Annotated in this window: 17 protein-coding genes; 14 read left to right on the forward strand and 3 right to left on the reverse strand. The window is 68.1% G+C overall.

Annotated features, from left to right (window positions below; genetic code table 11):
* Positions 1-11 precede the first annotated feature (11 nt).
* On the forward strand, positions 12-857 hold the full coding sequence (locus tag NOCYR_RS06790) for a hypothetical protein (RefSeq protein ID WP_014349613.1): 846 nt from the start codon (positions 12-14) through the stop codon (positions 855-857).
* 10 nt (positions 858-867) lie between these two features.
* Here NOCYR_RS06790 and NOCYR_RS30295 read toward each other — a convergent pair whose 3' ends face one another.
* The gene (locus NOCYR_RS30295) at positions 868-1,836 is read right to left on the reverse strand and encodes a transglycosylase SLT domain-containing protein (protein ID WP_014349614.1); all 969 of its coding nucleotides are present in this window, start codon (positions 1,834-1,836) and stop codon (positions 868-870) included.
* A 263-nt stretch (positions 1,837-2,099) separates the two neighbouring features.
* Positions 2,100-3,329 carry a DUF4226 domain-containing protein gene (locus tag NOCYR_RS29645; RefSeq protein WP_052315491.1) on the reverse strand — a complete coding sequence of 410 codons (1,230 nt, stop codon included), beginning with the start codon at positions 3,327-3,329 and terminating at the stop codon, positions 2,100-2,102.
* 705 nt (positions 3,330-4,034) lie between these two features.
* Between NOCYR_RS29645 and NOCYR_RS29100 the strand changes: the two genes are divergently transcribed.
* The 10 genes from NOCYR_RS29100 (at position 4,035) to NOCYR_RS06850 (ending at position 17,379) form a co-directional block, all read left to right on the forward strand.
* The gene (locus NOCYR_RS29100) at positions 4,035-4,760 is read left to right on the forward strand and encodes a hypothetical protein (protein WP_148280551.1); all 726 of its coding nucleotides are present in this window, start codon (positions 4,035-4,037) and stop codon (positions 4,758-4,760) included.
* A gap of 118 nt (positions 4,761-4,878) precedes the next feature.
* The gene (locus tag NOCYR_RS30300; RefSeq protein ID WP_014349617.1) at positions 4,879-6,498 is read left to right on the forward strand and encodes a hypothetical protein; all 1,620 of its coding nucleotides are present in this window, start codon (positions 4,879-4,881) and stop codon (positions 6,496-6,498) included.
* A gap of 31 nt (positions 6,499-6,529) precedes the next feature.
* Entirely contained in the window at positions 6,530-8,068 is a 1,539-nt protein-coding gene (locus NOCYR_RS06815; RefSeq protein WP_014349618.1) for a PPE domain-containing protein, read from the forward strand.
* Positions 8,065-8,409, forward strand: coding sequence for a hypothetical protein (locus tag NOCYR_RS06820; protein WP_014349619.1), 345 nt, complete (start codon positions 8,065-8,067; stop codon positions 8,407-8,409). The genes NOCYR_RS06815 and NOCYR_RS06820 overlap by 4 nt, the downstream gene beginning before the upstream one ends.
* On the forward strand, positions 8,406-9,149 hold the full coding sequence (locus NOCYR_RS06825) for a hypothetical protein (protein WP_014349620.1): 744 nt from the start codon (positions 8,406-8,408) through the stop codon (positions 9,147-9,149). The genes NOCYR_RS06820 and NOCYR_RS06825 overlap by 4 nt, the downstream gene beginning before the upstream one ends.
* Complete coding sequence (locus tag NOCYR_RS06830; RefSeq protein ID WP_014349621.1) at positions 9,146-9,532, forward strand: hypothetical protein; 387 nt, start codon at positions 9,146-9,148, stop codon at positions 9,530-9,532. The genes NOCYR_RS06825 and NOCYR_RS06830 overlap by 4 nt, the downstream gene beginning before the upstream one ends.
* 27 nt (positions 9,533-9,559) lie before the next feature.
* Positions 9,560-9,868, forward strand: a complete 309-nt coding sequence (locus NOCYR_RS06835; protein ID WP_014349622.1) for a hypothetical protein — start codon at positions 9,560-9,562, stop codon at positions 9,866-9,868.
* 19 nt (positions 9,869-9,887) lie between these two features.
* The gene (locus tag NOCYR_RS06840; protein ID WP_014349623.1) at positions 9,888-12,545 is read left to right on the forward strand and encodes a hypothetical protein; all 2,658 of its coding nucleotides are present in this window, start codon (positions 9,888-9,890) and stop codon (positions 12,543-12,545) included.
* Positions 12,546-12,617: 72 nt separating this feature from the next.
* Positions 12,618-14,651 carry a type VII secretion target gene (locus NOCYR_RS06845; protein ID WP_014349624.1) on the forward strand — a complete coding sequence of 678 codons (2,034 nt, stop codon included), beginning with the start codon at positions 12,618-12,620 and terminating at the stop codon, positions 14,649-14,651.
* Between the two features lie 136 nt (positions 14,652-14,787).
* A complete protein-coding gene (locus NOCYR_RS06850; protein WP_014349625.1) occupies positions 14,788-17,379 on the forward strand; it encodes a hypothetical protein in 2,592 nt (863 codons plus the stop codon).
* A 59-nt stretch (positions 17,380-17,438) separates the two neighbouring features.
* Here the strand turns inward: NOCYR_RS06850 and NOCYR_RS29650 are convergent, their stop codons facing one another.
* A complete protein-coding gene (locus NOCYR_RS29650) occupies positions 17,439-18,632 on the reverse strand; it encodes a hypothetical protein (protein WP_158430132.1) in 1,194 nt (397 codons plus the stop codon).
* Between the two features lie 187 nt (positions 18,633-18,819).
* On the opposite strand from NOCYR_RS29650, the gene NOCYR_RS06860 reads away from it, so the two are divergent.
* The 3 genes from NOCYR_RS06860 to eccB all read left to right on the forward strand — a co-directional run bounded on the left by NOCYR_RS06860 (position 18,820) and on the right by eccB (position 23,222).
* Positions 18,820-19,800, forward strand: coding sequence for a C40 family peptidase (locus tag NOCYR_RS06860; protein ID WP_014349627.1), 981 nt, complete (start codon positions 18,820-18,822; stop codon positions 19,798-19,800).
* 106 nt (positions 19,801-19,906) lie between these two features.
* Positions 19,907-21,661, forward strand: a complete 1,755-nt coding sequence (gene eccA / locus NOCYR_RS06865; protein ID WP_014349628.1) for a type VII secretion AAA-ATPase EccA — start codon at positions 19,907-19,909, stop codon at positions 21,659-21,661.
* A gap of 4 nt (positions 21,662-21,665) precedes the next feature.
* Complete coding sequence (eccB, locus tag NOCYR_RS06870) at positions 21,666-23,222, forward strand: type VII secretion protein EccB (RefSeq protein WP_014349629.1); 1,557 nt, start codon at positions 21,666-21,668, stop codon at positions 23,220-23,222.
* Positions 23,223-23,255: the final 33 nt, after the last annotated feature.

The following is a 23,255-nucleotide window of genomic DNA, read 5'->3' on the forward strand; positions in this document are numbered from 1 at the left end:
CGAGTCTCTTCATGAAGTTCATGGCGTGGTCCGCGGTCGGGCTGGCCGCGGTCGGCGGAGCGTTGTTCGTCGTGGTCGCGGCATTCACCGGAATCAGTACGTCTGCCGGCGAACGGTTCTTCAATTGCCAATGCGACAGCGCGATCGGTCCGGACCCGTCGGTCACCGCGACGGCCTCGCCCACATCCGGCGTTTGTGATTCCGACGAGGAATGGGATTCTTCGGGAGTGCCGACGACGAACCCCTACGCATCGCTGACGGTTGCCTCCGGCGATACCGAGATCACCGAGTGGCGGCGTGACTGTATTTCGGCCATGGCTTCAGCTCCCCTGCAAACTCCGGCGACCTCGAAAACCAATACGGGCTTTGCCGTGGAGTGTGCTCGTGAACTAGCGCTCATGCGGGTCGGGAGCCAGGCGGAGCCATTGGACTCGGCTCCTGCGGCGATGGTTCGAGAGGTGATCTACCAAGCATCAGCAGCGTTGACGAGCGGTCGTTGTGATACGCCGGCGGGCGACACATCGGAGCCGGTCGGCGCAGGGGTGCCGGCCGGCCAGGCCGAGTACACGCATCCGACCGGGTCCTGCGCACAAAACTCCGAGTCGACCGTCGTTGAGCTGCCCAGTCGGCTCGCCGACCAGGGGCTGTGCGGACAGCGTGTGCAGCTCGACGCTGTGTCACCCGGCGATCTCATTTTCTGGGACTATCGCCAACACGCACCTACGCGGGTTGGGGTGGCGGTAGACCAGACGCGCGTCGTCACCGCAGACCCGTCCACCGGGCAGTTCGCGGTAATCGAGATTCCGGCCGGCGGCGACGCCCGCGCGAAACGAGTTCTTGCCGGTCCGGGTTATTGAGCATGATTGCTCAATAACCCATGTACGCTCCGCCTTCGCGCATGCTGGCAATTCCGGGCACATTGCTCACCGACCCGTACCGGTCGATCGAGTAGCGCACTCCAGCGATGATGTTGTCGACCGGGTTCCAGATATCGCGGTGCCCCGGCAGCGAATACGCGTCGAAGGTGGGGTCGATGGTCTGCATCAGTCCCTTCGACGGAATCCCCGCGGCGGCATTGCTATCCCATAGATTGATCGCATGCGGGTTCCCGCTGGACTCATGCTGGATGATCGCCGCGATGGCGGAGCGGTCGATCTGACCGGTGTCGTAGCCGTTTTCGGCGAGTACACGCATGGCCTGATCGATCCACTGACTCTGCTGCCCGGAGGGCATCGTCCCGGGAGGACCCGTGCCCGCACCGCCGCGACCAGGCCGGGTGCGGCGTCGCGGGCGCGGCGCCGGTGCCTGTGGCCGTGACTCCCGTACATACCGGCCGGCCAGCGCGGCTACCCGATCCGCGGCAATCACCGCGGCGTTCTGGCCTTGTCCCAGCACGGCGCCGGCGCGTTGCAGCGCGGAGCCGAGCGCGGCGGTCACCATCTGCTGACCGGCGGGGGTATCCGCCACGGGCCCCAGAGCAGTCAGCGCGGTGTTGACGTTGGCGATGATCGTGCCGATCGCGACTCGTCCCTGCGCCGTGGAACCCGCGGCGTCGCCGAGAATCCGCTCGAGCTCGACGTTCAACTCGCCCAGAGCGTCGGCGCGGCGAGACGTATTACCCTCGTGCAGGCCGTATTGTGCGCCCATCTCGCCACCCATGCGCAGAGGGCCGGTCGGCGCGTCCGTGTTGACGACCGGGGGTGCGTAGCTTTGACCGGTGACGGTGGAGGGTGAGCCGTCACCATAGCGTCCGGCGATGGCGGCGAGCGCCGCCAGCGCGGGCGCGGCCATTGCGAGGAGCGCGGCGGGCACGGCGCCCAGATCGGCGCCACCCATTGGCGCCGAGCCCGTAGGACGGGCGTCACCGCTGTGCGGGATGTAACCGGGCGCGGTCGAAGGTGCTGAGGGAGTCGGCGTGCTACCGGATTGTGTGCCCGGCTTCGCGGGCGCGGTGCCCGCTCCCGCACCTGGTGGGACGGAGCCGGGGCCACCGCCGGATGCACGAGGCGGTGCGCCTTTGCTGCCGTAGCGCGGTCGACGTTCGCTGCGCCCGGGTGCCGGCTGGACGGGACCGGTGTCGGCAGTGGGCACAGCCACGGTCAGTACCCCACGTACCGGCCGCCGGCCCGGACCGCTTTGACGCCCGGGACATTGGCCAGCGATCCGTACCGGTCGAGCGAATAGCGCACACTCGCGATGATGTTGTGCACCGGGTTCCAGATGTCGGTGTAGCCGGGTAGCGCATACTGCCGGAACGTCCCGTCGATGGTCTGCATGAGGCCCTTGGAAGGCGTTCCCTTGGCGGCGTTGCTATCGGTCAGATTGATCGCATGGGGGTTGTTGGTCGACTCGTACTGGGCGATGATGGCTATCGCGGCGGGGTCCACCTTGCTCATATCGGTGCCCGACTGGCGCAGGATCGCCAAGGCCTGCTGGATCCAGAGGCCTATCGAACCGCCCTGCCCGACGGCGGTGGGGCCATTCCAGGCTCCTGCGGTGCCGTTCCCGTAGGTAGCTTGCCGCTGACCGTTGATATTCCAGAGGTATTGAGCCGTAAGACGTTCGACATGGGCGGCCATGTCCTTGGCTGTGGACTGCCCGGCGGAAACAATGGTGTGTGCCTTCTGCAAGGCCGCGGTGAGGATCTGGTGAACTCTCGCGTGGCCCGCCCGGGTATAGGCATGAGGGCCGAGGGTGGCCAGTGCGCCGTTGACTTCCCGGATCAGCTGTGTCAGCTTCGTTCTGTCGACCTGGTGATTGCCTGCCAGTTCCGTGACATATCGCGCCAGTTGATTGTCGAGATTGTTGAACGCGGTCGCGGCAGTTCGCTGAAACAGTTGCTGAGCGCGGCTGCCGCTGGCGGCCCCACCACTGCCAGGGGTCAGGCCCAGCATCTTCCGCAACTCGATGATCTCTGGGTCTGTCGGGTTGCCGTTGCCATAGGCCGCGGCCAGCATCCGGAGGGCCCTGATCGCGCGCTGGGCGGCGGGAGACAAGCCGGTCGCGGCGGCGTCGTCAGCCGATTCGACTTCGGGATCAACTGCCTCTGCCGGGCTGGGCCCTCGCAGTGTCAGCGCGGAGGTGTCGGGCGCCTGCGCTTTCCCTGACCCGGCCCTGTCGGCGTTCGTTGTTCCCGCGCCTTGTTTCGGTACGGCAGCGCCGTTGCCATCGGCGAGGCTCGACAACGCCGAGGCCAAGATCGGCAGCATCTGCGTACCGAAGTCCAGCGAGCCGGTGAGCTGGTCCGGATTGTCATCGTCGACCGGCGCGGACTGTTGCGTCGAAGTCGTTGTGCCCGTTGTCGCCCACGGTGATCCGGTGGTCGGCACCGCATTCAGCGGTTGGCCCGGTGTGGCGGTGGCTGCGTTGGTCGTGGCGGCCGTAGCCGGCGTTCCTCCGGGCGGCGCGACCGTTGTCGACGAGTTGTCCCTCGGGGCGGGAACTACCGACGGGGCCCGGTTCGATTGCCCTGAATCAGCGGCTGTGGGACCAGAATTGGCAGGGGTGCCGGGTGGGTTGACCGATACTGTACGCGCACTGGCGATGTGTGGACGTTCCGGTGACCGGGGGCCCTGGCCGGGCGGAAGTTCGTCCTCGGTTACATTCGGGTCGAGTGCGGACTCATTGGTAGCAGCCCATAGCTCAGCGCTCGTCATGGCTCACATTCCGCGCGTATTCACCTGTGCCGGCGAGCCCTTCGGTAGCGACCCAGCGGCCGCGGCGACGGAGGTCCATCCAGCAGTCCTCCCCTGTCGGTCAGCGATGGGCGATTCCATGACAGCGGTTCGTCACTCGACGGTGGCGACCGGGTCATCGCGTGCTCGGCGGATGTGGTCTACCCAATCCTGACCCGTCTCGGCCGGCGCCGCCTTCCCAGTGTTGGGAATCTCCGACAATAGGTCCGTGAAAGGGGCCTGCCATGGCTGATCGCAGTTGCCACCGACCTGGGCCGCAACAGGTCCCGTTGGCAGGCTTGGCGCTGTCGTGTACGGCCCGGGCTACGCGCGTTCGCCGATCTGTGAGGGAGTGATCGAATGGATTGGGGATCGGTCTTCAAGACCGTTGCGACCGTAGCGGCGCCGGTTGTGCTCGGCGCGGTGGGCAATGCGATGTTGCCGGGTGTCGGCGGCATGCTCGGGGCGGCTGCCGGAGGGTGGATTGCCGATGGGATCGAGCACGGAGGGATGCGCGCCGGTGGATGGAAAGCTGCCCTTGGTGCGGGACTGACCGCTGGAGTCGGCGGATCCATCGCGGCGCGGGGCCTCGGCCGACTCGCCGGGAGGTTCGGCGGTCGTGCGGCCGGCGGCGCTAGGCACGCCGCCGGACGGGCAGGCGGGGGAGCGGGCCGGACTCCGAATCCGGTCGGTCAGCGCGGTAGTCAGAACGGATTGTTCGATCCGGGCCGCCGCGCGGGTACCAGGAATCCGTTCAACGTGAGCAACAACTTCAGATCTTCGGGTTATGGCACGGACTTGACCAAGGGTGCATTCGCACTCGTGGGATATGGTTTGAATCGTTCGGGCCCGACGCCGCCTGTTCAACCACCTGGCAAGGGTGCAAAAGGTTCCGGCGCACAGGGCGGGGGAAATGCAGGCAAGTATGTGGGCGGCTTCGTCGAGTCGGCGAAAAAAGGTGACTTTGCCCAGTATACGAATCCCGACAATACGAAGGGGTTCATATGGCAGCCGGACGGGCTGTCTCGGGGCATGAAGGAACTGTATTCAAAGGACACCGGGGCTGCGGCCGCAGTGACCATTTGATGTCCTCGCGAGTTGGGAGGTCGGCGTAGTGGCGGAACCTTCGGATCCTTCGACGTCGCCGGAATCCTCGGCGCCTTCGAACCCTTCGCTGGTCGAATACCTCGATATCACGTACCGGATGTTCGGTCAGGACGAACCCGCCGATATGGAGTTGCCCGAGCTGCCGAAGATGCATCTGGCAAACCCCGGTATCGACGAGTACACGAATGCGTCCGAAGGTCTCATCCGCGCTGCCGATGGCTACGAAGCGGTGCAGCAGAAGGCCTGGGACACGGTCGTCAAGTCCAAGGAATTGACGAAGACCGGTCGCACCAACATTCTCGACTTGATAGACGGCATCAATAACTACGCCAAGATGGCGAATAATGACGCCACCTTCTTCGAGATACTGGAGCAGGGGTTCCTGAGCGTCGATGGAGTGCGCGCGGAGACGACCGAGAAGTCGCAGGAATTCGGCCAGGACCTCCGGGAGGAAGTTCAGAAAGCTCTGGATGCGAGCGCGGCGCAGGGCAAGAAAGATATGGACGCCTTTCGGAAGCAGGTCGAGGCCGCGCTCGCCGGGCAGAAACCACCAGGCACTCCGGGGCCCGGCATTCCCGGCGCCCCGGGCACCCCAGGCACCCCGGGCGCGAACAACCCCGGCCAGAACCCGCCCCCCTGGCTCAACGACAACGGCCCCAAACAACCCGGCACCACCCCCGACCCGACTCGTCCGGGAACGATCACCCCGCCCGGAGCCACCCCTCCGGGGACGACGAAACCGCCCACAACAGGGGTCAAGCCGCCGGTTTCGGATATCAAACCGCCGACGGCGACTCCGCCGATCTCCACGCCGCCGCGGGTGAATCCGCCGATTTCCTCGCCGAGTTCGCCGGGGCTCGGTGGTATGCCGGGTATGGGGATGCCCGGGATGGGCTTCCCGGGCATGGGCATGGGCATGCCTGGTATGGGGATGGGGTTGCCCGGGATGAACGATCAATTGGCGCGGCGCAACGAATTGGATCGGGATCTGGCGCGTCGCCGGGAGGAGCTCGAGGATCGGCGGGACAGGGACAAGCCGCGTGATGTGGTGCCGCCGCGGTCTGCGGCACAGCCTGCGGTGGCGCAGCAGGGTGCGGGGGCGCCGGGTGGTGCGAATGGGCAGCAGGTGAACGCGAATTCGGGTGTGACTGCCGCTCCCGGGGCGGGCACGCCGCCACCGCCTGGTCAGGCGCCGGGGCCGGTGCCGAACGACAAAGGGCTGGTGGAGTACAACAAGTTCGCCGGTCGGCCCTCGCTGTGGGTGTCACCTGTTGTGTACAGCGCCTTCGACGCCGCGGTCGCGAACAAGAAGGGTATCGATGCCAAGGCCGCGTACGCGAATACGCCGGCGATGTGGAACGACGACAAGAAGATCGGACTGCGGATCGATCCGGTCAAGTTGATCCCCGGCGATGTCGTGAGTTTCAAGGACGGTACCGCGATCGTGGTGGTGTGGAAGCCCGGCGAGGCCGGTGCCGGTGCGGTTCCCGCAGCCGATGGTGCGGTTCCCGCGGCGGGCGCGGAAGGCAATCTGGAGATCATCGCCAATGGCGAACTCCAGGCCCTGACCGGCGACATCATGAAGGCGGAAGGTCCTTACGGCGAGTTCATCGGCTTCTTCCATCCGAACGGAATCGATGCGGTGCCGCCCGCCGACGCCGGTGCGGCGGCGCCCGCGCCCGCAACGGCTGATCAGCAGCCGACGGTGGTGGCGTAGTGGGTGCGGGTTGGTGTGAGGGGAGACGATCGTGGCTCTCAATGTCGATCTGAGCGCGCTGGTGAAGGCGGCGTCGAGCCTGACCGACGCCGCGCGCGACACCGGGCTGGCGCTGCCGAGTGGGTGGGTGGTACCTGCCGGGGCCGACCCGATCTCCGGCGCGACGGTGCCGCGGCTGAACGCGCAGACCGCGACCGTGGTGAACGGCATGATCGATGTGCTCAATGCGGTCGCCGAGGATGCGTACAAGATCGGGAAGTCGGCCGAGGCCTACAGCACCCAGGACAGCGAGGGGGCGCGCACCATCGGCGGGCGCGGTGGCGAGATCATCGCGAACCCGATCCCCGAGCCAGTGCCGATGCCGCATCGCAAGCCACCGGTGTATTCCGCGCCGAGCGGTGGGTCCATCGATCCGCTGACCTTCGCCAAGCAGCTGCACGCCGGTCCGGGGCCGGGACCGGCGAAGGAATTCGCCGAGAAGGTCAGAGGATTCGCTCGTGACATCTCGCCGATCGCGAATCAGGCCGTCGCCGATTCCGCTTCGGCGATGGCGCACTGGACGCCGGTGGGGGAGAAGGTCGCAGGCAATCTCACCCGGTACGGCGGCTGGCTCGGTCATCTGGTGACCGGGATGGGGCTGCTCGCCGATTCGATCGACTCCTACAGCGAGGCGTTCCGGATCGCGAAGTCGACGCATCCGACTCCGGAGGAGATCATCGCCGCCCGTAAGGAACTGCTGGCCGCGATGCGCTCGAAAGACGAGGCGCGCACGGCACTGGCGCTGGCGAAATTCGAGGAGCAGAACGCGCGTTCGGCCGAAACCGTCACCGGCTACAGCGCGGCCACCAACTCGCCGCTGCCGGGTGAGGCGGCGGCCGAGGCCGGAACCGGTCCGGGCACGGCCGGGCAGAACGCGGGCGGCCAGGGCGGCGGCGAGCAGGGCTCGGGAGAGCAGGCCATGGATCCGAGCATGCTCGCGAACCTGCTTCCAGCCATGATGAACGCGATGTCCACCATGGGCGGTCTACCGCTGGATCAGTCGTCGCAGGAGTATCTCGACGACTACGCCCTGGGCGACGAGTACTACGACGACAGCTACGGTTTCGACTCGCTCGGCGGCTACGGCGGTTTCGGCGGCGGTGGCGGCGGTGGCTTCGGTGGATCACTGGGTGGTGGGGGCTTCGGCTCAGGTGACGTGGCCGCGCCGATGCCGTTGACGGCGTCGGCGTCGGTGCCGGCCGGCCTGTCGCAGAGCCTGCCGCGGGCGCCGGTGATCGAACCGCTGACCGCGTCGTCGTCCGGCGGGGCCGGCAGCGCGATGCGCGGCAGCGGGATGCCGATGATGCCGTACATGCCGATGGCGCCGGGGGCCGGTGGGGCCGGTGGCGGTGGTGAGGACCGCAGCCGAGTCGTGGCCTGGCACCCGGACCGGCTGATGTACGTCGACGACACCCCGCACACCGAGATGGTGATCGGCGAACGGCCGGCCATCGCGCCCAGCGTCACCCCGCCGACCCCGAATTCGGCCGGGGCCAACCAGCATTCGAGTCACACCGGAGGTACCGCATGACCGATATTCACCCCGATGTGCAGGCCGCCCTCGATATGGCGCGGGATCTGCGCCACCGCATCGCCGATATGCGGGAGAAGATCGATGCGATCCGGGCGCGCCGTCCGTCGCCGAGCGGTGCGGTCATTCCGGAGGTCGATGCGATGGGCCGGTTGACCGGGTTGTATCTGGCGCCCGGGACCGTCGATCGGTTCAGTAGTCCGGAACTGGTGCACGAGATCATGGCCGCGATCCGCGACAGCGCCGATGACGCCGGACGTCAGTATCGCCTGATCATGGACGGTCCGCTGGAGCCCGCCGAACCGGAGGTGGCCGCGGCGGCGCCCGGGGAGACGTCGTGACGCAGGCGGATACCGTCAGCCCCGGCGAGGCGATCCGCTGGTTGCACGACGAAGGATTGTCCAGGCTGGCGGGTACTGCCGCCAATGCCGCGGCCCCGTTCGGCGCCTTCACCGTGGAGGTGGCGACGGGCGCGGTGACCGCGTACCCGGTCGCGAATACCGGTGCGGGCGCACAACTGCTGACGTTGTCGGCCGATGAGCTGCCGCCCCCGGTGGATTCCGCCCGGCGGTTGGTGGTGGCCGGAATCACCCTGGCGGACGCGATTCTCGTCATCGATCTCGCTGCGTACCTCACCGTGGCGATCAACGCCGATGACGCGGTGGCGGTCGCGCGGTCGTGGGTGATGCAGTTGCTGCTCGACCCCGAGGTCACCATCACGACCAACAGCGAGGCCGTCACCGTCGGCAAGAGCCCACGATGCCGGCGGGGTTTCTTCCCGGGTGGGGGAGCGCCGATCATTCACGTCGACGATAAACGCCCGCCCGTCACCACCATCGTCCTCGACGCCGCCGACGACGGCACCGACCGCATCGACGTGGGGCCCGACGGTACCGGCGAGGTGTACCTGGGGGCGTGGTTCTGGCCGCTGAAATTCGTGATGACCATCGACGACACGATGTGGTCGGGCCTGGTCGCCGATCTGACCGCGCCGTCCGCGACCTCGGACGCACCGGCCCCCGGCCGCACCGCAGTGGCGGCCGCCGACACCACCGAACGACCCCCGGAGATGAGCCGATGACGCACCCCAACGCGACCGAACTAGCCGACTACGACGACTTCGACCAGGACGACGGCTACCCCGGCGACGCCCCCGCCGCCCCGGACTGGCAGAGCATGATCTACGAGGTGGTCAACCTCGATCACAGTGTCGGCGTGGCCTGCAACCGCGACGGTGAGGTGGTCGGCCTGCACCTGACCGACGAGGCCAGGGAGAACGGTGATGCCTGGCTGGCGGCCGAGATCCTGCGCATCGCGAAGCTGGCGCACCTGAAATCCCGGGTGGGCCTGCGCGCGGAGATGGAATACAACGGCGCCCGCCCCTACACCGTCGACGCCTTCGACCTGCCGACCGAGGCCGCCTACCGGGCCATCGAGAACGCCGAACTGGGCCGCACGTCCTGACGGCGGTATCCGAGACAAGGACCTGACATGTTGGACCGTGACAGCACACCCGAAGTCCTGCGCCCGGTCGGGGCATACCTGCATGCCATGACGTCCGGGGCGGGACAGGTCCGCGCGGCGGTGGGCGATTTCACGCTGCCGTGCCGTCCGTCGTCGTCGCTGGATCATGCGCTGGTCGGCGAACTCGACTGGATCACCGAGACTTTCGGCAATGCGGTGCGTCAGTGCCTCGGCCGCGCCGATCTCGCCTTCCGGGTGGCGGTGGACGGTGCCAACGCCCACGACATCGCCGACCTCCTCGGCGGTGCCGCGGTGCGCGGACACCAGCAGACCTGACACGGACGAGTCGAGCGCCATGGAGCCGGAGCGGACGAGCCCGTACTGGGACGCCATCGTCGGCGACGACTGGCCGGCGATCGCTCCGGCGCACTGGAATGCCCTGGAAACCCGGGCACGGGCCGCGGCCGACGCGCTGAACACCGGCGACGCGCCACAAGCGCGGCTGGCCTTTGATCAAGCGGTGCGCGCCAGCGAAGGCTTGCAGCCGATCAAGGACGAAATGCTGGCGCAGCAAGGTGTGCCGCAGGCGTTTTCCGAGGCGCTGCTCGCCGCGAGCGAGGTTTTCCGCGGTTTCGGCGAGCTGGTCTACCGCACCCGGAACCGAATCCTGGATATCGTCGACGACGCCACGGCGCGGATCACTGCCGTGCGCCGTCGCGCCGAATCCGACGGTGGTGCCGGGGAGTCCGACGACGCGGCGAACAAGCCGACGCCGGAAGAGACCGAAGCGTCGATCGCGGCGATTCTGGGGAATGCACGCGCCGACGTGCGTGACGTGGTGGCGGCGGCGTTGGCCTCGCTGAGCCCGTCGGGCGTACCTGCCCTGGCGCGGATCGCCGATATTCTCGGGCAGCCGGGACCGTGGACGCCTGGACGGTCCGGAGCGCCTGAGCCACCGCAGCGTCGTGCGCCGACCTCGCCTGAGCAGGACCGGGTTCCGCAACCGCCTCCCGCTGCCGCGCCGCCGGGTCCGCGCGGTGTTCCGCTGCCCGCGCCGCTGCCGAATCCGGATGCATCGGGACCGCCGCCGATGCCGCTGGAAGAGGCCGGCGATGTGATCGAGCAACCGCCCGATTCGCCGATGCCGATTGATCTCGTCACCGGGCCCGCGCCCGAGCCCACGACCCTGCCGGTCGAGTCGACCGACAATGTCCCGCACCCGGATGCCGACCCGACACCGACGGGCAGGGATGCCCCGGTTTCCGCTACCCCGGATGCTCCGGTTCACGCCGGTCCGGTGGGGCGTGGTCCCGCCGGTCAGACGGCAACACCGTGGGCTGCTTTCGTCCCCGATACGACCAGGGGCACAACGACTTCTGATCCGGGCGTGGATCGCTCGAACGGCCCGGTCGATCGGATCCCCGAGGACGGTTCGGATCGCTTGGCGGGTGCGAGCCCCTATCGTGCGGCCGGTTCCGACGAGCAGCGGTCCGAGGGCGAATCCACCCGCGCGAAAGCTGATGTCCCCGACACCGACCCGGCGGCAGAGCGCACCGATGCCGTCGCCGATGCCGCCATTCGGGCCGCTGGTCAGAAGAATCCGGAAACGGACCTGGTGGCGGAGACGGATTCGGGATCGGAGGCCGCCGCCGCGGCCGCCATGGGCGCGATGCCGCCGCCGATCCTGCCCGCAGGTCCGCCGCCGGCCGCGGTCTCGGCGACGGCTCCTACTTCTCCGCCACCGCCCGTCACCAGCAAACCCGCTGGTACACCGGCCGGGGCCGTGGCGCCGCAGTCGTCCGCGACGCCACCCGCACCACCTGCGGCCCCGGCCAAGTCTCCGATCGTTGGTGTGCAACCGCCGCCCGGTTCATCGGCTCCGGGCACCGGCACCGCTCCCGCGGCGTCGTCCAACAACCAGTCCGCGGGTCGCACCGGCGCGCCTCAGCACGAGGAGCCCTCGGAGGCAGCGGATTCCGGCGACATGGTCCGCAACGTCGTCGGCGCTGCGATGGCGGCGGCAGCCGGACCGTCGTTCGTCCTGGGCGAGAAGGTCGACGGCGATTTGGTTCTCGCCCGCACGTTGCTGGCCGGTGTTCTCGCGGCGGCACCCCACGTGGTCGGGCACGAGACCGCGGTGGCGATCATGCGGCACTCCGGCGGTGTGAGCGCCTTCCTCACCACCAATGAAGGCCGGGGCTGGCTGCCGACCGGTGTGTTCGTGCCGCCGGAGCTGTCGACGCCGTGGATGTGGTCGGTCTCCGATGGCTCGGCATGGGAGGGCCTGTCGGATCCGGCGCGCGTGCTGGCCGAATTCGCGGTGGCATGGGGGCGCAAATCGGGCGCGCGGCTGACCGCGCTCGCCTCCTCGCTGCCGATCCCGTCGATGCTCACCGCGCAACTCGGCGATGTGGCGACCATCGGAGAAGTGCCGGCGTCTCCGGAGATGGATCTGAGCGCGCGCACCGGCAGGCTCGTCGACCGGCTCGAACTGACGGCGTCGCCGCGCATGCTAGCGCGGGTGGCCGCGATACCCGACGACGACATCCACGCCCATTGCGTCGATCTCGCCATCGACGCCCATCAGCGGGTGACCCGCGCCCTCGGCGAGAATGTCGACGCCCTCGGTGCGCCCGCACTCCGCGAGCGCATGCTGCGCGCGATCCGGCAGGCCCGCGAGGTGCCCGAGCAGTGGTACGACGAGCTGCGGGATCTGGACGACCTGATCGCGGCGTCGATGGTGTCGCGGCGTTTCGACGCCTCACGAGTGGCCCTGGGGGAGTTGCGGTCAGAGCACGCGGGCGCGGAAGGATCGGCCTTGCGGGCCATGGTGTTCGAGCGTCGCTGCGACGAGCTCGTGCTGCTGCTGGCCGGTGAACCCACCCGGCAGCGGCTGCGGGATGCGACGTACGCCCACGCACAGGTGACCGGGCATCCGGCGCTGCCGGAACCGGCCGAGCCCCGGACCGGCGCGAACCGTCCGTCTGCGGTCTCGGCGCCGACCGTCCGTTGATTGCAGACGGATTCCCAAGAGCGGGAAGCGCCGAAAATGGACGGGTCAGTGGTGTGGAAGGAGTGATCAGGCGTGCCGGAAGGTCTGAGTCTCGACCCTGCGGTGTTGCGGCAGCTGGCCGCACAGCACAGGCGCGTCGCCGCGGATACCCGGGAATGGGCGAAGCCTCCCGAGCAGTGGCTGAATGACTTTCCGCGGACCTACGGGTCGATCGCCGACCCCGTCCACAAAGCGTTGCTCGACTACTACCGAGAACGTCAGAAGGCCGGCAACGCCCTCGCCGACGACCACGACAAGACCGCGGACTATCTGATCAAGTCCGCCAACGACTACGAAGCGTCCGACCAGCAGGGCGCGGCGAATATTCGCAACAGCGGCCAGGGCCTCGACACTCCGGGCGGCAGCGGGACCGACACTCCGCCGGCGCCCATGCCCACACCGGTCGGGCCCGCACCCGACGCACCGTCGGCAGGAGGCACCGGTCCGGACGTCACGCCACCGGAAACCTCGACGCCGGACGGCACCACACCCGACCCGGCGGCTCCGGGCGGCACCGCGCCGGATCAGACGCCCCCGTCGGGCACGGCGCCCGACCAGCCCGCGGCGAATGTCCCGACACCGCAGCCCGGCATGCCCGCAACCCCGGGCGCGCCGGAAACCGCCGCGCAGCAACCCGGTTCGGGCGCGACGCCGCAGATGCCCGCCGCTGCCGCAGGTGCGGGCACGGACACCGGGACGAACACCGGTGCGTCCGCGCCGGCTCAGCCCACGGGAGCGACGGCGCCGACCGGGACCACACCGCCCCCGACCGGTGTGCCGGGCGTCGCGCCGATGGCTCCCGTCATGGGCGGGATGGACGACCGTTCCGCCACCGCATCGCCGTCGCAGACCGGCGGCCGGGCCGACTCCACGCCGTTCATGGCGCCCATGCCGACCCCGTTCGCGGCAGCCGTGGCCGCCGCGAAGGAGAAGGCCGCCGAGCCGTCGCATGTGGTCGGTGACGAGGTCGACGAGGACCTGGTGATCGCCCGGACGCTGCTGCGGTCGGTGCTGGCCGCGGTGGATTCCTCGGTCATCGGCCTGACCTGGGCGGTCTCGGTGATGCGCGGCCCGGCGGGTGCCGGCGTGTTCATCACCACCAACGAAGGCCGCGGCTGGATGCCCGCCGGGCTGTTCCTGCCCCGCGAAGTGTCCTCGCCGTGGGTCTGGGACGAGTTGCTCGGCACCGACACCGACGAGGGCTCGCCGTGGGAAGGCGTCACCGACCCGGCCCGAGTGCTGGCCGAATTCGGTCTCGCGTGGGGTGCCAAGGCCAATGCCAAGCTGTCCGCGCTGGTCTCCTCCGGGCCGATCGATCCTGGTCTGCGCGCGCAGCTGAGTGATGTGTCGACCGAAGGCAACGTCCGCCCCGCCGAGGAAGTGGATCTGCGCGTATTCACGCCGGATACGGCCGACCGACTCGGACTGTTCGGCACGATGAGCGCCTTGGAGCACGTGTCCGCGGTGACGGACACGCAGGTCCCCGGCCGCTGCGTCGAGCTGGCCGTCGACGCGCACGTCCGCGTCGGCCGCGCCGGTCCGGTGCCGGTCGAGGCGTCCGAAGCCCGCTCGGTGCGCGAGCGCATCCTCGCCATGATCCAAGCCGGCCAGCCCGTCCCCGCCCCCTGGTGGGACGACCTGCGCGATGCCGACGACCTGCTCGCCGCCTCCATGCTCTCCCGCCGCGTCGACCCCGGCCGCGTCGGCATCGGCGACCTCCGCGTCGACAGCTCCGATTCCTCGTTGCGGGACATGGTGTTCGAGCGCCGCTGCAACGAGCTGGTCCTGCTGCTGGAGGGCGAGCCGAGCCGCCAAGCGCTGCGCGACGCCGTGTACGCGCACGAGCAGATCATGGAGCACCCGCTGTTCGTGGAGGCGCCGTCGGTGGTGTCGGCCGCAGATACCGGACGCGACGCCCGTCCGGTTACCACCACCGGAACCGTTTCTGCGCCAGGCACTTCGGTCGCGCCGCCGACCGGGATCTCCGGGCCGCCGCCGGGAGTCTCGGCCGGGCCGCCTCCGGTCGCGCCGCCGCCGGTCCCGAGGAGTAGCCATGATGGGTCCTGAGCGCGTGTCGAGTCACAAGGGTGCCTCGGAAGGCCTTTGCCGCACCGTCGAGTTCGACAGGAGTAGCGATGTCCATCGCCGTCGCAGCTGGTAGCTGCTGTGCCGGGCTTCTGGTTGCGCGCGAACAGGTGTGCTGATGGCCGACGACGAGAAACCGCGGTACCTGCTGGAGGAATACCAGCAGCAGCAAAACGAAGCCGCCGGAATTCTGCCGCCCGACAAGCGACCGCCGCCGCTCGTCGACACCATCCGGGCACAGGAGGACGCCAAGCCGTCCGAGAAGCCGAGTGAAAACGCTGGTGGCGGGTCGACCTCTTCGAATCCGAAACAGGACACGGCGGTCGATAATTTCAATTACCACTACTACCGGTTCAACCCTCCGCCGAAGGACGAAGAGAAGAAGCTCGACGGCACCGCGCCGATCAAGGGGGCAGTCGAGCCTGAATTCGATGCCCCGGCGACGAAAGACGTCACGCTCGACGCCGCCACCGACAGCAACACCATCAAGGTCGGCGGCACCCTCGGTCCGAACGACGAACTGGTCTCGGACAATGGTCGATACGCCGTGCGATTCCAGGATGGCAATCTGGTATTCGTCGACAAAGAGCTCGGCCAAAAAGCTCTCCAATCCGGCACAGACAACGGTTCCACGTCGGTTACGGGCGCGCGGTTCGACAAGGATTCGATCGACATCCTCGGCGGCCAGAATCTTGCCAAGGGGGACAAAGGCCGGGCCCTGTGGTCGCAGGCGTTCGACTTCGACAAGTCGATCGCCGACAAGATCAAGGCCTACCGGATCAACGACGATGGAACGATCGTCGCCCTCGGCGGAAAAGACAACAAGGACATCCTCGGTATCGCCTACTACATGGGCGACCAGAGAAAGCACTACATACCGGTCGATTTTCCGGTCCCGCCGGGTGGCAGTGAGTTTTTCTACGACACTGCCGAAACGATGCGGCGAATCATGCAGCTGCAGGTGGACAAGCTCGGGTCGGGGCAGCCTTCCGGTGCGCCGGACCCGGAAAAAGAATTGAAGAACGCGGGTCTGCCGACGGGGAAGTTCACCTCGGAGATGGTGAAGACCTACCGCGAAAACCACGAGAAAATCGAGAGCCTGAACCTGGACCTGGCCGACCGACTCGAAAAGGTCAAGGTCTTGACGAAGGATCTCGCAGCCGAGGTGCGAGACGCGAAAAAATACATCGAGGGGAAGCTCGAAGATCTCGGGCACGTGATGCGCTCGCCGATGTGGGTGAGTTCCCGGCCGTGGGGCCAGACGCTGGAAGAGTTGGAAGAGGAGAAGAAGACCAAGGTTCAGCGCAAGTACGACAAAGATGGCAACGTTACGTCGTTCGAACTGCCCAAGGAGCTGGAACAGAAGCTCCTGGAAGCGCTCCGTAGCACGTCCCTGGATATCTCCAAGAGGATCGACAAGGTCAACGAGCGTGTCGGGGGTAGCAAGCCATCCGATGACCCCGGTGGAAAACCCAAGGGCGATCCGAAAGGTGACCCCACCGACGACGGCAAGAAAAAGGGAAATCCGGGGCCCACACCGGCCGGCCCCACACCACAGGGCCCGGGTGCTCCTGGCCCGACGCCGACCGGGCCTGGTGCCAACCAGAATTGGGGGAACGGACCGGGCGGTGTTCCGAACGGGCCCAATGGGCCGGGCGGCGCGACGGCTCCCGGTGCTACCGATCCCAAGCTGGCCAAGTTCTTCAACGACCTCGCCAATGACATCGAGAAGATCGGAAAAGGCGTGGGTACCGGTGCGGGCGACGGGGCCGGCGGCGGTGACGGGACCGGCTCGGGTGGGGGTGCCTCGGGTGGTTCGGGATCGGGTGGTCAGGACAAGCCCGGTGGTCAGGGTCAAGGCCAGGGTGGAACTTCGCCCGGTGGTACGGGACAGCCGCAGCCGCAGCCGCAACCCGGTCAGCAGCAAGGGGGCGGCGGGATGAATCTCGCTCTGCCGCTGATGATGATGCTGGGCACGTTGCCGCAGATGGTCGGGCAGGCGGCGCAGATGATGATGGCGCAGAAGGCCGAGCAGGAAGAGCGCGAGCGGTACGAGGAGGAGCGCAGGCTCGAGCGGGAGGAGCGGAAGGCCGACGAGGAGGCCGCGACGGCGCAGGCGTCGGCGCAGGCGCCCGGTGGTGCGCCGCCGGCTCCGGGCGAGGCGGCACCGCCGGTCGCGACCGCGTCCTATGGTCCTGGTGCGCCGCCGCCGGTGGTCATGCCCGGTGGGATGACCGATGCTCCGCTGCCGGACGGCACTACGCAGAAGGTGCCGTCCGCGGTAGCGCAGGCGTTGAACAAGGAGATCTACAACGCCAACGGCAGCGACGCCAATGCCGCGTATGCCGGCACGACCGGGCAGCAGACGCCGAGCAATCCGTGGACCGCGGTCGATCCGAACAGCACCGACCCGGATAAGCGGCTGCGCACCGGCGATGTGATCCAGTGGGAGAACCGGACCGCACTGGTCGTCATGAATGATTCAGGCCTGAATGTGCTGCTCAACGGCCAACTCGTGCAGCTGGATCCGCACAACCCACCCGATGACGGCCACGGCCCGTTCGGCCGGTTCCAGGGCTTCTTCCATCCCAGCGGTATCGACAAGGCCGGCGGCGATCTCACCGCGGGTGCCCAGCCGACCGTCGATGTCGCACCGGGAGGCGGTGCGCCGCCGCAGCCGAAACCCGTTCGGCCGCAGGTCTATACCTGAGTCACCGGCGGGGGTGTGCAGGACAGGACGTGCGACGGCCGTGCCGAGCACAGCTGGGCTCAGGCCGTCGCGGCCTTCGGTTCCTCGCTCTTGGCCGGCTCACCGGCCAGCTTGTTCGGGTCGTTCGGCTTCTGGTCGCCCGGCGCCGCAGCGCCTTCGGCTGGCTTACCGGCATCGCTCGGCGGCGGGGCCTGGCCCTCCGGTGGCTTCCCCTCACCGGGCGGCGGTGGTGGCGGCGGCGCGCCCTCGGGTTTCTTTTCCTCGCCGTTCTTGGGCTCCTCAGGCGCGAACATTTCGTGCAGCATCGGCAGCATGGGGATCAGGGACATAGGGATCATGCCGAGCATGGGCAGCATGCCGAGCAGTCCGCCCAGACCGCCGTCGCCCCCACCGCCCTGGCCACCGCCGGGCTGCTGAGCTCCGCCACCCGGGATCCCGCCTCCGCCTCCGCCGTTACCGCCGTCTTTGCCGTGGGCGATGTCCCAGTTGTAGTCGGCGGCCGCGACGATTTTCTCGCAGATCTTGCGCAGCGCCTGAGCGACCATCTGCATCACCGCGTAATCCTGCACGGCGGTGAGCTTTTTGACCAGGTTGTACGGTCTCAGGCCGTCCTTCAGCTCGCTGACGATCGTCTTGATCGCCGCCAGATTCTTGGACTTTTCGTCGGCCATCACCGTTGACGTTTTGGCGACCTTGTCGTCCATGCTCAGCAGCGCGGTTTTGGTCTGGCGGGACTGGTCGGCAATCTTGTTGTACGCCTCGACCATCTGGCCGTTGCCGACATTGTCGGCCTTCACCGTCTTGAGCAGTGCGCTGACCTCGGGTGGCGGCGTCACGGTGTACTCACGGCCCAGCAGGTCGACGGCGAACCGAATCGCCTTCTCGGCCTGCGCGATCAACAGCTTCGTCTTCGGAGAAGCACCGGGCGGCGGCACGATCTTCATCCAGTCGCCGGTGGAAGGTGGTGGTGTACGCCCGGGATCTTTGGCTGAGATCGGCCGTACGGAATCAGGATCGCCGGAGCCCTTCTTTCCGTCGGCAGGCAGGGCAGGACGCGCCTCTGGTTGGGTTGCGTCCTTTGCGCCTGAGGGGTCTGCCGAATCCGCCGGCCGCGCATTCTCGACGGGCTGCGCGACCACCTGGCCGACCTCGGGTTCGGCGGGCGTGGCGCTCTGCGTGCGCGGGGCCGCGACGACAGCGGCCACCTCTGCGGGCTTCGCGCTCTGTGCCTGTTGGACCTCGGTGTCCGCCACACCTGCCACCATTCTGTCGACACCGCCTCCCGCTGTTATCGCCCCTCATTGTCTGGCCTTCCCGGCGCTGGGAAGCGATCGGGCCGATGGCAGCGTCCCATTGCTGGGAAGATGGTGGCTTCGGCTGTCGGGACAATGACGGGGAATCGGAAAGGCGGTCGATGATGCGCGACGGTAGGCCGGTCGGATGGCGCCGGGGCTGACGACGGACGCCGAGGGCGTGCTGCGCAAACTGGCCGGCCTCTACGGGGAAGGTCAGCCGACGGCAGGGACGAGCACGGCGATCGCCAAGGCCGACCTTGCGGCGAATGCGTTGCGCGGCGGTCAGATGCAGACCGGCTATTCCGAGGCGCGCAGCAGGCACGAGTCCGTGGTCGAGGCCCATGCGGGCCGGGCCGGTGTGGTCGACAAGGCGGTCGCCAGTTCCGGTGACGGCACCGTGCTCGGCCGTCGCGCCCTCGACCGCGAGATCGCCGAATTCCAGTCGCGGGTCAAGGCCCTCAGCAGCCTCGGTGACCTGCGGTTCAGTGGTCCGGCGCTGCTCGATTCCGCGCAGCGGGCGGTCGCCAACGCGACCAAGCAGGTCAATGGCGATCTAGACGCGGCCCGGCGCCAGGCCGCGCAGATCGTCCCGCCCGAGGAGCCGGCATCGCGTCGCCGCGGGCAGCCGCCGATCGAGCGGCGCAGGCGCCGTCGACGTCGACCATCGAGGGGTTCCGGGGGTGGGCGGCGCAGCAGTGGAATCCGGCGCACCAGTGATGACCGGCGCCGGGTTCCATCGGACGGCACTCGCGGTGGTCACGCCGTCAGTGCGGCCAGCGGGTGGCTCGGTGCGCCGTACGTCTGGGGCGGGGGCGGCGCGGGCGGCCCGACCGGCGGCGGTTTCGATTGTTCGGGCCTTACCCAATACGCGATCGCGCAGGCCACCAACGGCGAAGTGATCCTGCCGCGCACCACCTACGAACAGATCTACAGCGGCGTCCGGGTGCATCCGTCCGACGTGCAGCCGGGCGATCTGGTTTTCCCCAGTAGCTCGTTCAGTTCCCGTGGCCCCGAACATGTCCAGCTCGCCGCGGGCAATGGGATGGTGATCGAGGCGCCGACCTTCGGGCAGACGGTGACGTGGTCGCAGATGTCGAGTGATTCCGTCGTCATCCGGGTGCTGTAGACGAATCACCCCACCTATTCCCAATTTTGGGGACTATGACCGATTCAACTGATCGACCCCGTGGCTAACCTGCACTCAGGCGGAGATCGGCGGAAGGGAAGTCCGAGTGTCAGCGGCCGAGGACGCGTTCTACACGGGTGTACAGAGTTTGGGGCTTGTCGCCGGAGGGGTGCGCAACGAGCAACACGCGGCCGCCGCCTTCCGGACGGCGACCGACCTCGATCCGGACATGTGCGACGCCTGGCTGGGCCGCGCCATGGCCGGCGAGGTGACCTCCGAGGTCATCTACGGGGCCTACCGCTCCGTGCACAACCTCTACCGCGACCAGCAGCGCGCAGGTCTGGCCGATCGCGCGCTCTGGTGCCAGGTCGAGGTGGGCATGTACGGGCTGCGGGTGGCGATGGCCGACCGCGCCCAGATCGCCATCGCGCAGGCCTGTTTCTACGCCGACGCCGGCGAGTGGCAGGAAGCCGCGGCGATCCTGGACGAGGTACCCGGCGACGACGTCGCCGGCTTCGTCCGCATGTCGCTGTACTACCGCACCCAACGCTGGACCGATGTGATCGCCGCGCGCACCGCGCAGCCCTCGCTCGAGGACGGCCTGCTCGATATCGCGGCCGAATTGATGACCACCTCGGCGCTGGCGCATCTGGGCCGGTTCGGCGAGGCCATGCCGCGAGCACAGCGCATCGTCGAGGACAGTTCGTCCGGCAACCTGTCCTACATCTGGGCCGACGCACATTTCCTGCTCGGAATGTTGTTGCGGCACAACGGCGATACCGAAGCCGGTGACAAGGTGCTCGCCGGACTCCAGGGCTCGGGGCTGTGGGGCGAGCGGGAGGAATGGCAGCGCGCGGTCCAGGACAAGAGCTACCGGTTGCCGATCACCACGGCGGAACTGATCGCCTCCCGTGCCGATATCTGGGACCCGCGCTCCGGTGACGACCCGGTGCAGCTCGCCGCCACCGCGGCCAAGGCCGAACGCGAAACCCTGCTGACCGACGCCTCGGATCTGCTGAACGCCCAGATCGGCATGGCCTCGGTGAAGGAGCAGGTCGACCGCCTGAAATCCGGTGTGCTGATGGACCAGGTGCGCGCCAAGCGCGGCCTGGCCGTCGAATCGAAATCGCAGCACCTGATCTTCTCCGGCCCGCCCGGAACCGGTAAGACCACCATCGCCCGGGTCATCGCGAAGATCTTCGCCGGCCTCGGGGTGGTGCAGAACGCCGAGGTCATCGAGGTATCCCGCAACGATATGGTGGGCACCCACCTCGGCCACACCGCGCCGAAGACCAACGCGCTGATCGATTCGGCGCTGGGTGGCGTGCTGTTCATCGACGAGGCCTACACCCTCATCCAGGAAGGTCTGTCCGGCGGTGACGCGTTCGGCAAGGAAGCCGTCGACACCCTGCTGGCCCGCATGGAGAACGACCGGGACAAGCTGGTCGTGATCATCGCCGGTTACGAGGACGAGATCGACCGCTTCCTCGCCTCCAACGACGGTCTGGCATCCCGGTTCACCAAACGGATCCGGTTCTCCAGCTACGAAGCCGACGAGCTCGTGCAGATCGCCGAACACATTGCCAAGAAAAAGGATTCGATTCTGTCGCCGGAGGCGATGGAGATCCTGCGCGAGCGCTGCGAGCAACTGGCGGTGCAGAACCGCGACGGCAGGCGGCTGATCGACCTGGCCGGTAACGGCCGCTTCGTCCGCAATGTGGTGGAAGCCGCGGAGGCCGAACGCGATTACCGCTTCACCCGCGACAACCTGGATGTGTCGACGATGAGCGACGAAGAGCTGATGACCGTCGACGCCTCCGACATCACCTCCGCGCTGGCGGGTCTGGCACCGACCAGGTGAGCTGATGGCACGTTTCCGGGTGGTGACCAAACACCAGATATCGGGCTGGCGTTTTCTCCTGCACCGGATCGAGCACGCCCTGGTGCGTCGCGATGCCTCCATGATCGACGATCCACAGCGCGGCCGGTCGACGGCGCTGCTGATCGGCGTCGCTCTCGCCTGCGTCTGTGTCGCCGGCGCCGCGGTGATGGCGTTCTTCAAACCCGCCAAGTCAGTCGGGGATTCGAAGATTGTCGCCGACAAGGACACCGGAGCGCTGTATGTCCGCATCGGTGATCGGCTGCATCCGGCGTTGAACCTGACCTCGGCGCGACTGGTGGTCGGCTCGGCGGACAACCCGGTCCGGGTCTCCGGTGGCGAGCTGTCGAAATTTCCGCGCGGGCCCTGGGTCGGTATTCCCGGAGCGCCGGGCAATATCGTCGATTCGGGCTCGAAGGATTCGTCCTGGGCGGTCTGCGACACCACCCGCTCCGGAGCCGCGGCGCCGGTCGATTCGCGCACCGGCCTGCCCACCGCCACCCTGACCGCGCCGCGAACCACCGCCATCGGCGGGCCGCTGGAAATAGACGGCGAAACCACCCGCGCGCTGGCCGGTTCAGAAGCACGGCTGCTGCGCGACGAATCGACCACCTGGCTGGTCTATGCCGACCAGGAGCAGGGCTTCGTGCGGGCGGCGATCGACCTGGCCGACTCGGCCGTGGTGCTCGCCCTCGGGATCGACCCGACGGCCACGGTGGTCGCCGCTTCCAAGGGCTTGATCGACGCCATTCCGGAAGTCCCGCCGATCCGGGTGCCCGCCGTTCCCGGTGCGGGGGAGATGACGACCCTGTCGACCGGCCTGACCGTTCCGGTGGGATCGGTGCTGACCGTGTCCGCGCGGGAGGCCGAGGGCGCGAAGTATGTGGTGTCGCAGTCCGGGCTGGTGCAGGTCAGCGAGGTTCTCGCGGCCATGATCCGCAATGCGGACTCTCAGGGCTCCATTTCGCTGCGGACCGTCGGTCCCGATGTGATCGCCGCGAATCTGCGCCCGGGCGCCTGGCCGGGGACTGCGACCTACCCGGCGACCCCGGTGCAGATCGTGGAGCCGGGCCGGTTCGGCGTGACCTGCTATCACTGGTCGCGTACTGCGGGTGACGCGGCAGCGACCACGCAGGTGCTGGCAGGCGACCGGTTGCCGCTGCCCGCCCAGGAGCAGTCGCGCACCGTGTCCTTGGTGACCGCGCAGACCTCGCAGGGCGCTACCGCCGACGCCGCATATCTGCCGCGCAACACCGGACAATTCGTGCAGGTCAGCGGTTCGGATCCGACCTCACCGCTGCGGGAGGGCCTGTACTGGATCTCCGACAGCGGCGTGCGCTACGGCATCGACGTCGACGCGGCCAATGAGTCCGATGTCCGCCAGACCCTGTCCGCTCTGGCGCTGCGCGCGCCCGTACCCGCACCGTGGAGCATCGTGTCGTTGTTCGCTGTCGGCCCCACTCTGTCGCAGGCCGATGCCAAGGTCGTGCATGACGGCATTCCGGTCGACAAGACCGGGCTGGGTTTCGGCGGTCCGTCGTGACGGCCACCCGTCGCTTCGTCCGGCCGGCCCGGA

It is taken from the genome of Nocardia cyriacigeorgica GUH-2 (assembly GCF_000284035.1).
Lineage (GTDB): Bacteria > Actinomycetota > Actinomycetes > Mycobacteriales > Mycobacteriaceae > Nocardia > Nocardia cyriacigeorgica_B.

Bases quoted from the DNA above. Each gene is read 5' to 3' on its own strand.
- NOCYR_RS06830 (WP_014349621.1), top strand. From the start codon at position 9,146: ATGACGCACCCCAACGCGACCGAACTAGCCGACTACGACGACTTCGAC.
- NOCYR_RS29100 (WP_148280551.1), top strand. From the start codon at position 4,035: ATGGATTGGGGATCGGTCTTCAAGACCGTTGCGACCGTAGCGGCGCCG.
- NOCYR_RS30300 (WP_014349617.1), top strand. From the start codon at position 4,879: ATGTTCGGTCAGGACGAACCCGCCGATATGGAGTTGCCCGAGCTGCCG.
- NOCYR_RS30295 (WP_014349614.1), bottom strand. From the start codon at position 1,836: ATGGGTGGCGCCGATCTGGGCGCCGTGCCCGCCGCGCTCCTCGCAATG.
- eccB (WP_014349629.1), top strand. From the start codon at position 21,666: ATGGCACGTTTCCGGGTGGTGACCAAACACCAGATATCGGGCTGGCGT.
- NOCYR_RS06840 (WP_014349623.1), top strand. From the start codon at position 9,888: ATGGAGCCGGAGCGGACGAGCCCGTACTGGGACGCCATCGTCGGCGAC.
- NOCYR_RS06860 (WP_014349627.1), top strand. From the start codon at position 18,820: ATGGCGCCGGGGCTGACGACGGACGCCGAGGGCGTGCTGCGCAAACTG.
- NOCYR_RS06835 (WP_014349622.1), top strand. From the start codon at position 9,560: ATGTTGGACCGTGACAGCACACCCGAAGTCCTGCGCCCGGTCGGGGCA.
- NOCYR_RS06790 (WP_014349613.1), top strand. From the start codon at position 12: ATGAAGTTCATGGCGTGGTCCGCGGTCGGGCTGGCCGCGGTCGGCGGA.
- NOCYR_RS06850 (WP_014349625.1), top strand. From the start codon at position 14,788: ATGGCCGACGACGAGAAACCGCGGTACCTGCTGGAGGAATACCAGCAG.
- NOCYR_RS06820 (WP_014349619.1), top strand. From the start codon at position 8,065: ATGACCGATATTCACCCCGATGTGCAGGCCGCCCTCGATATGGCGCGG.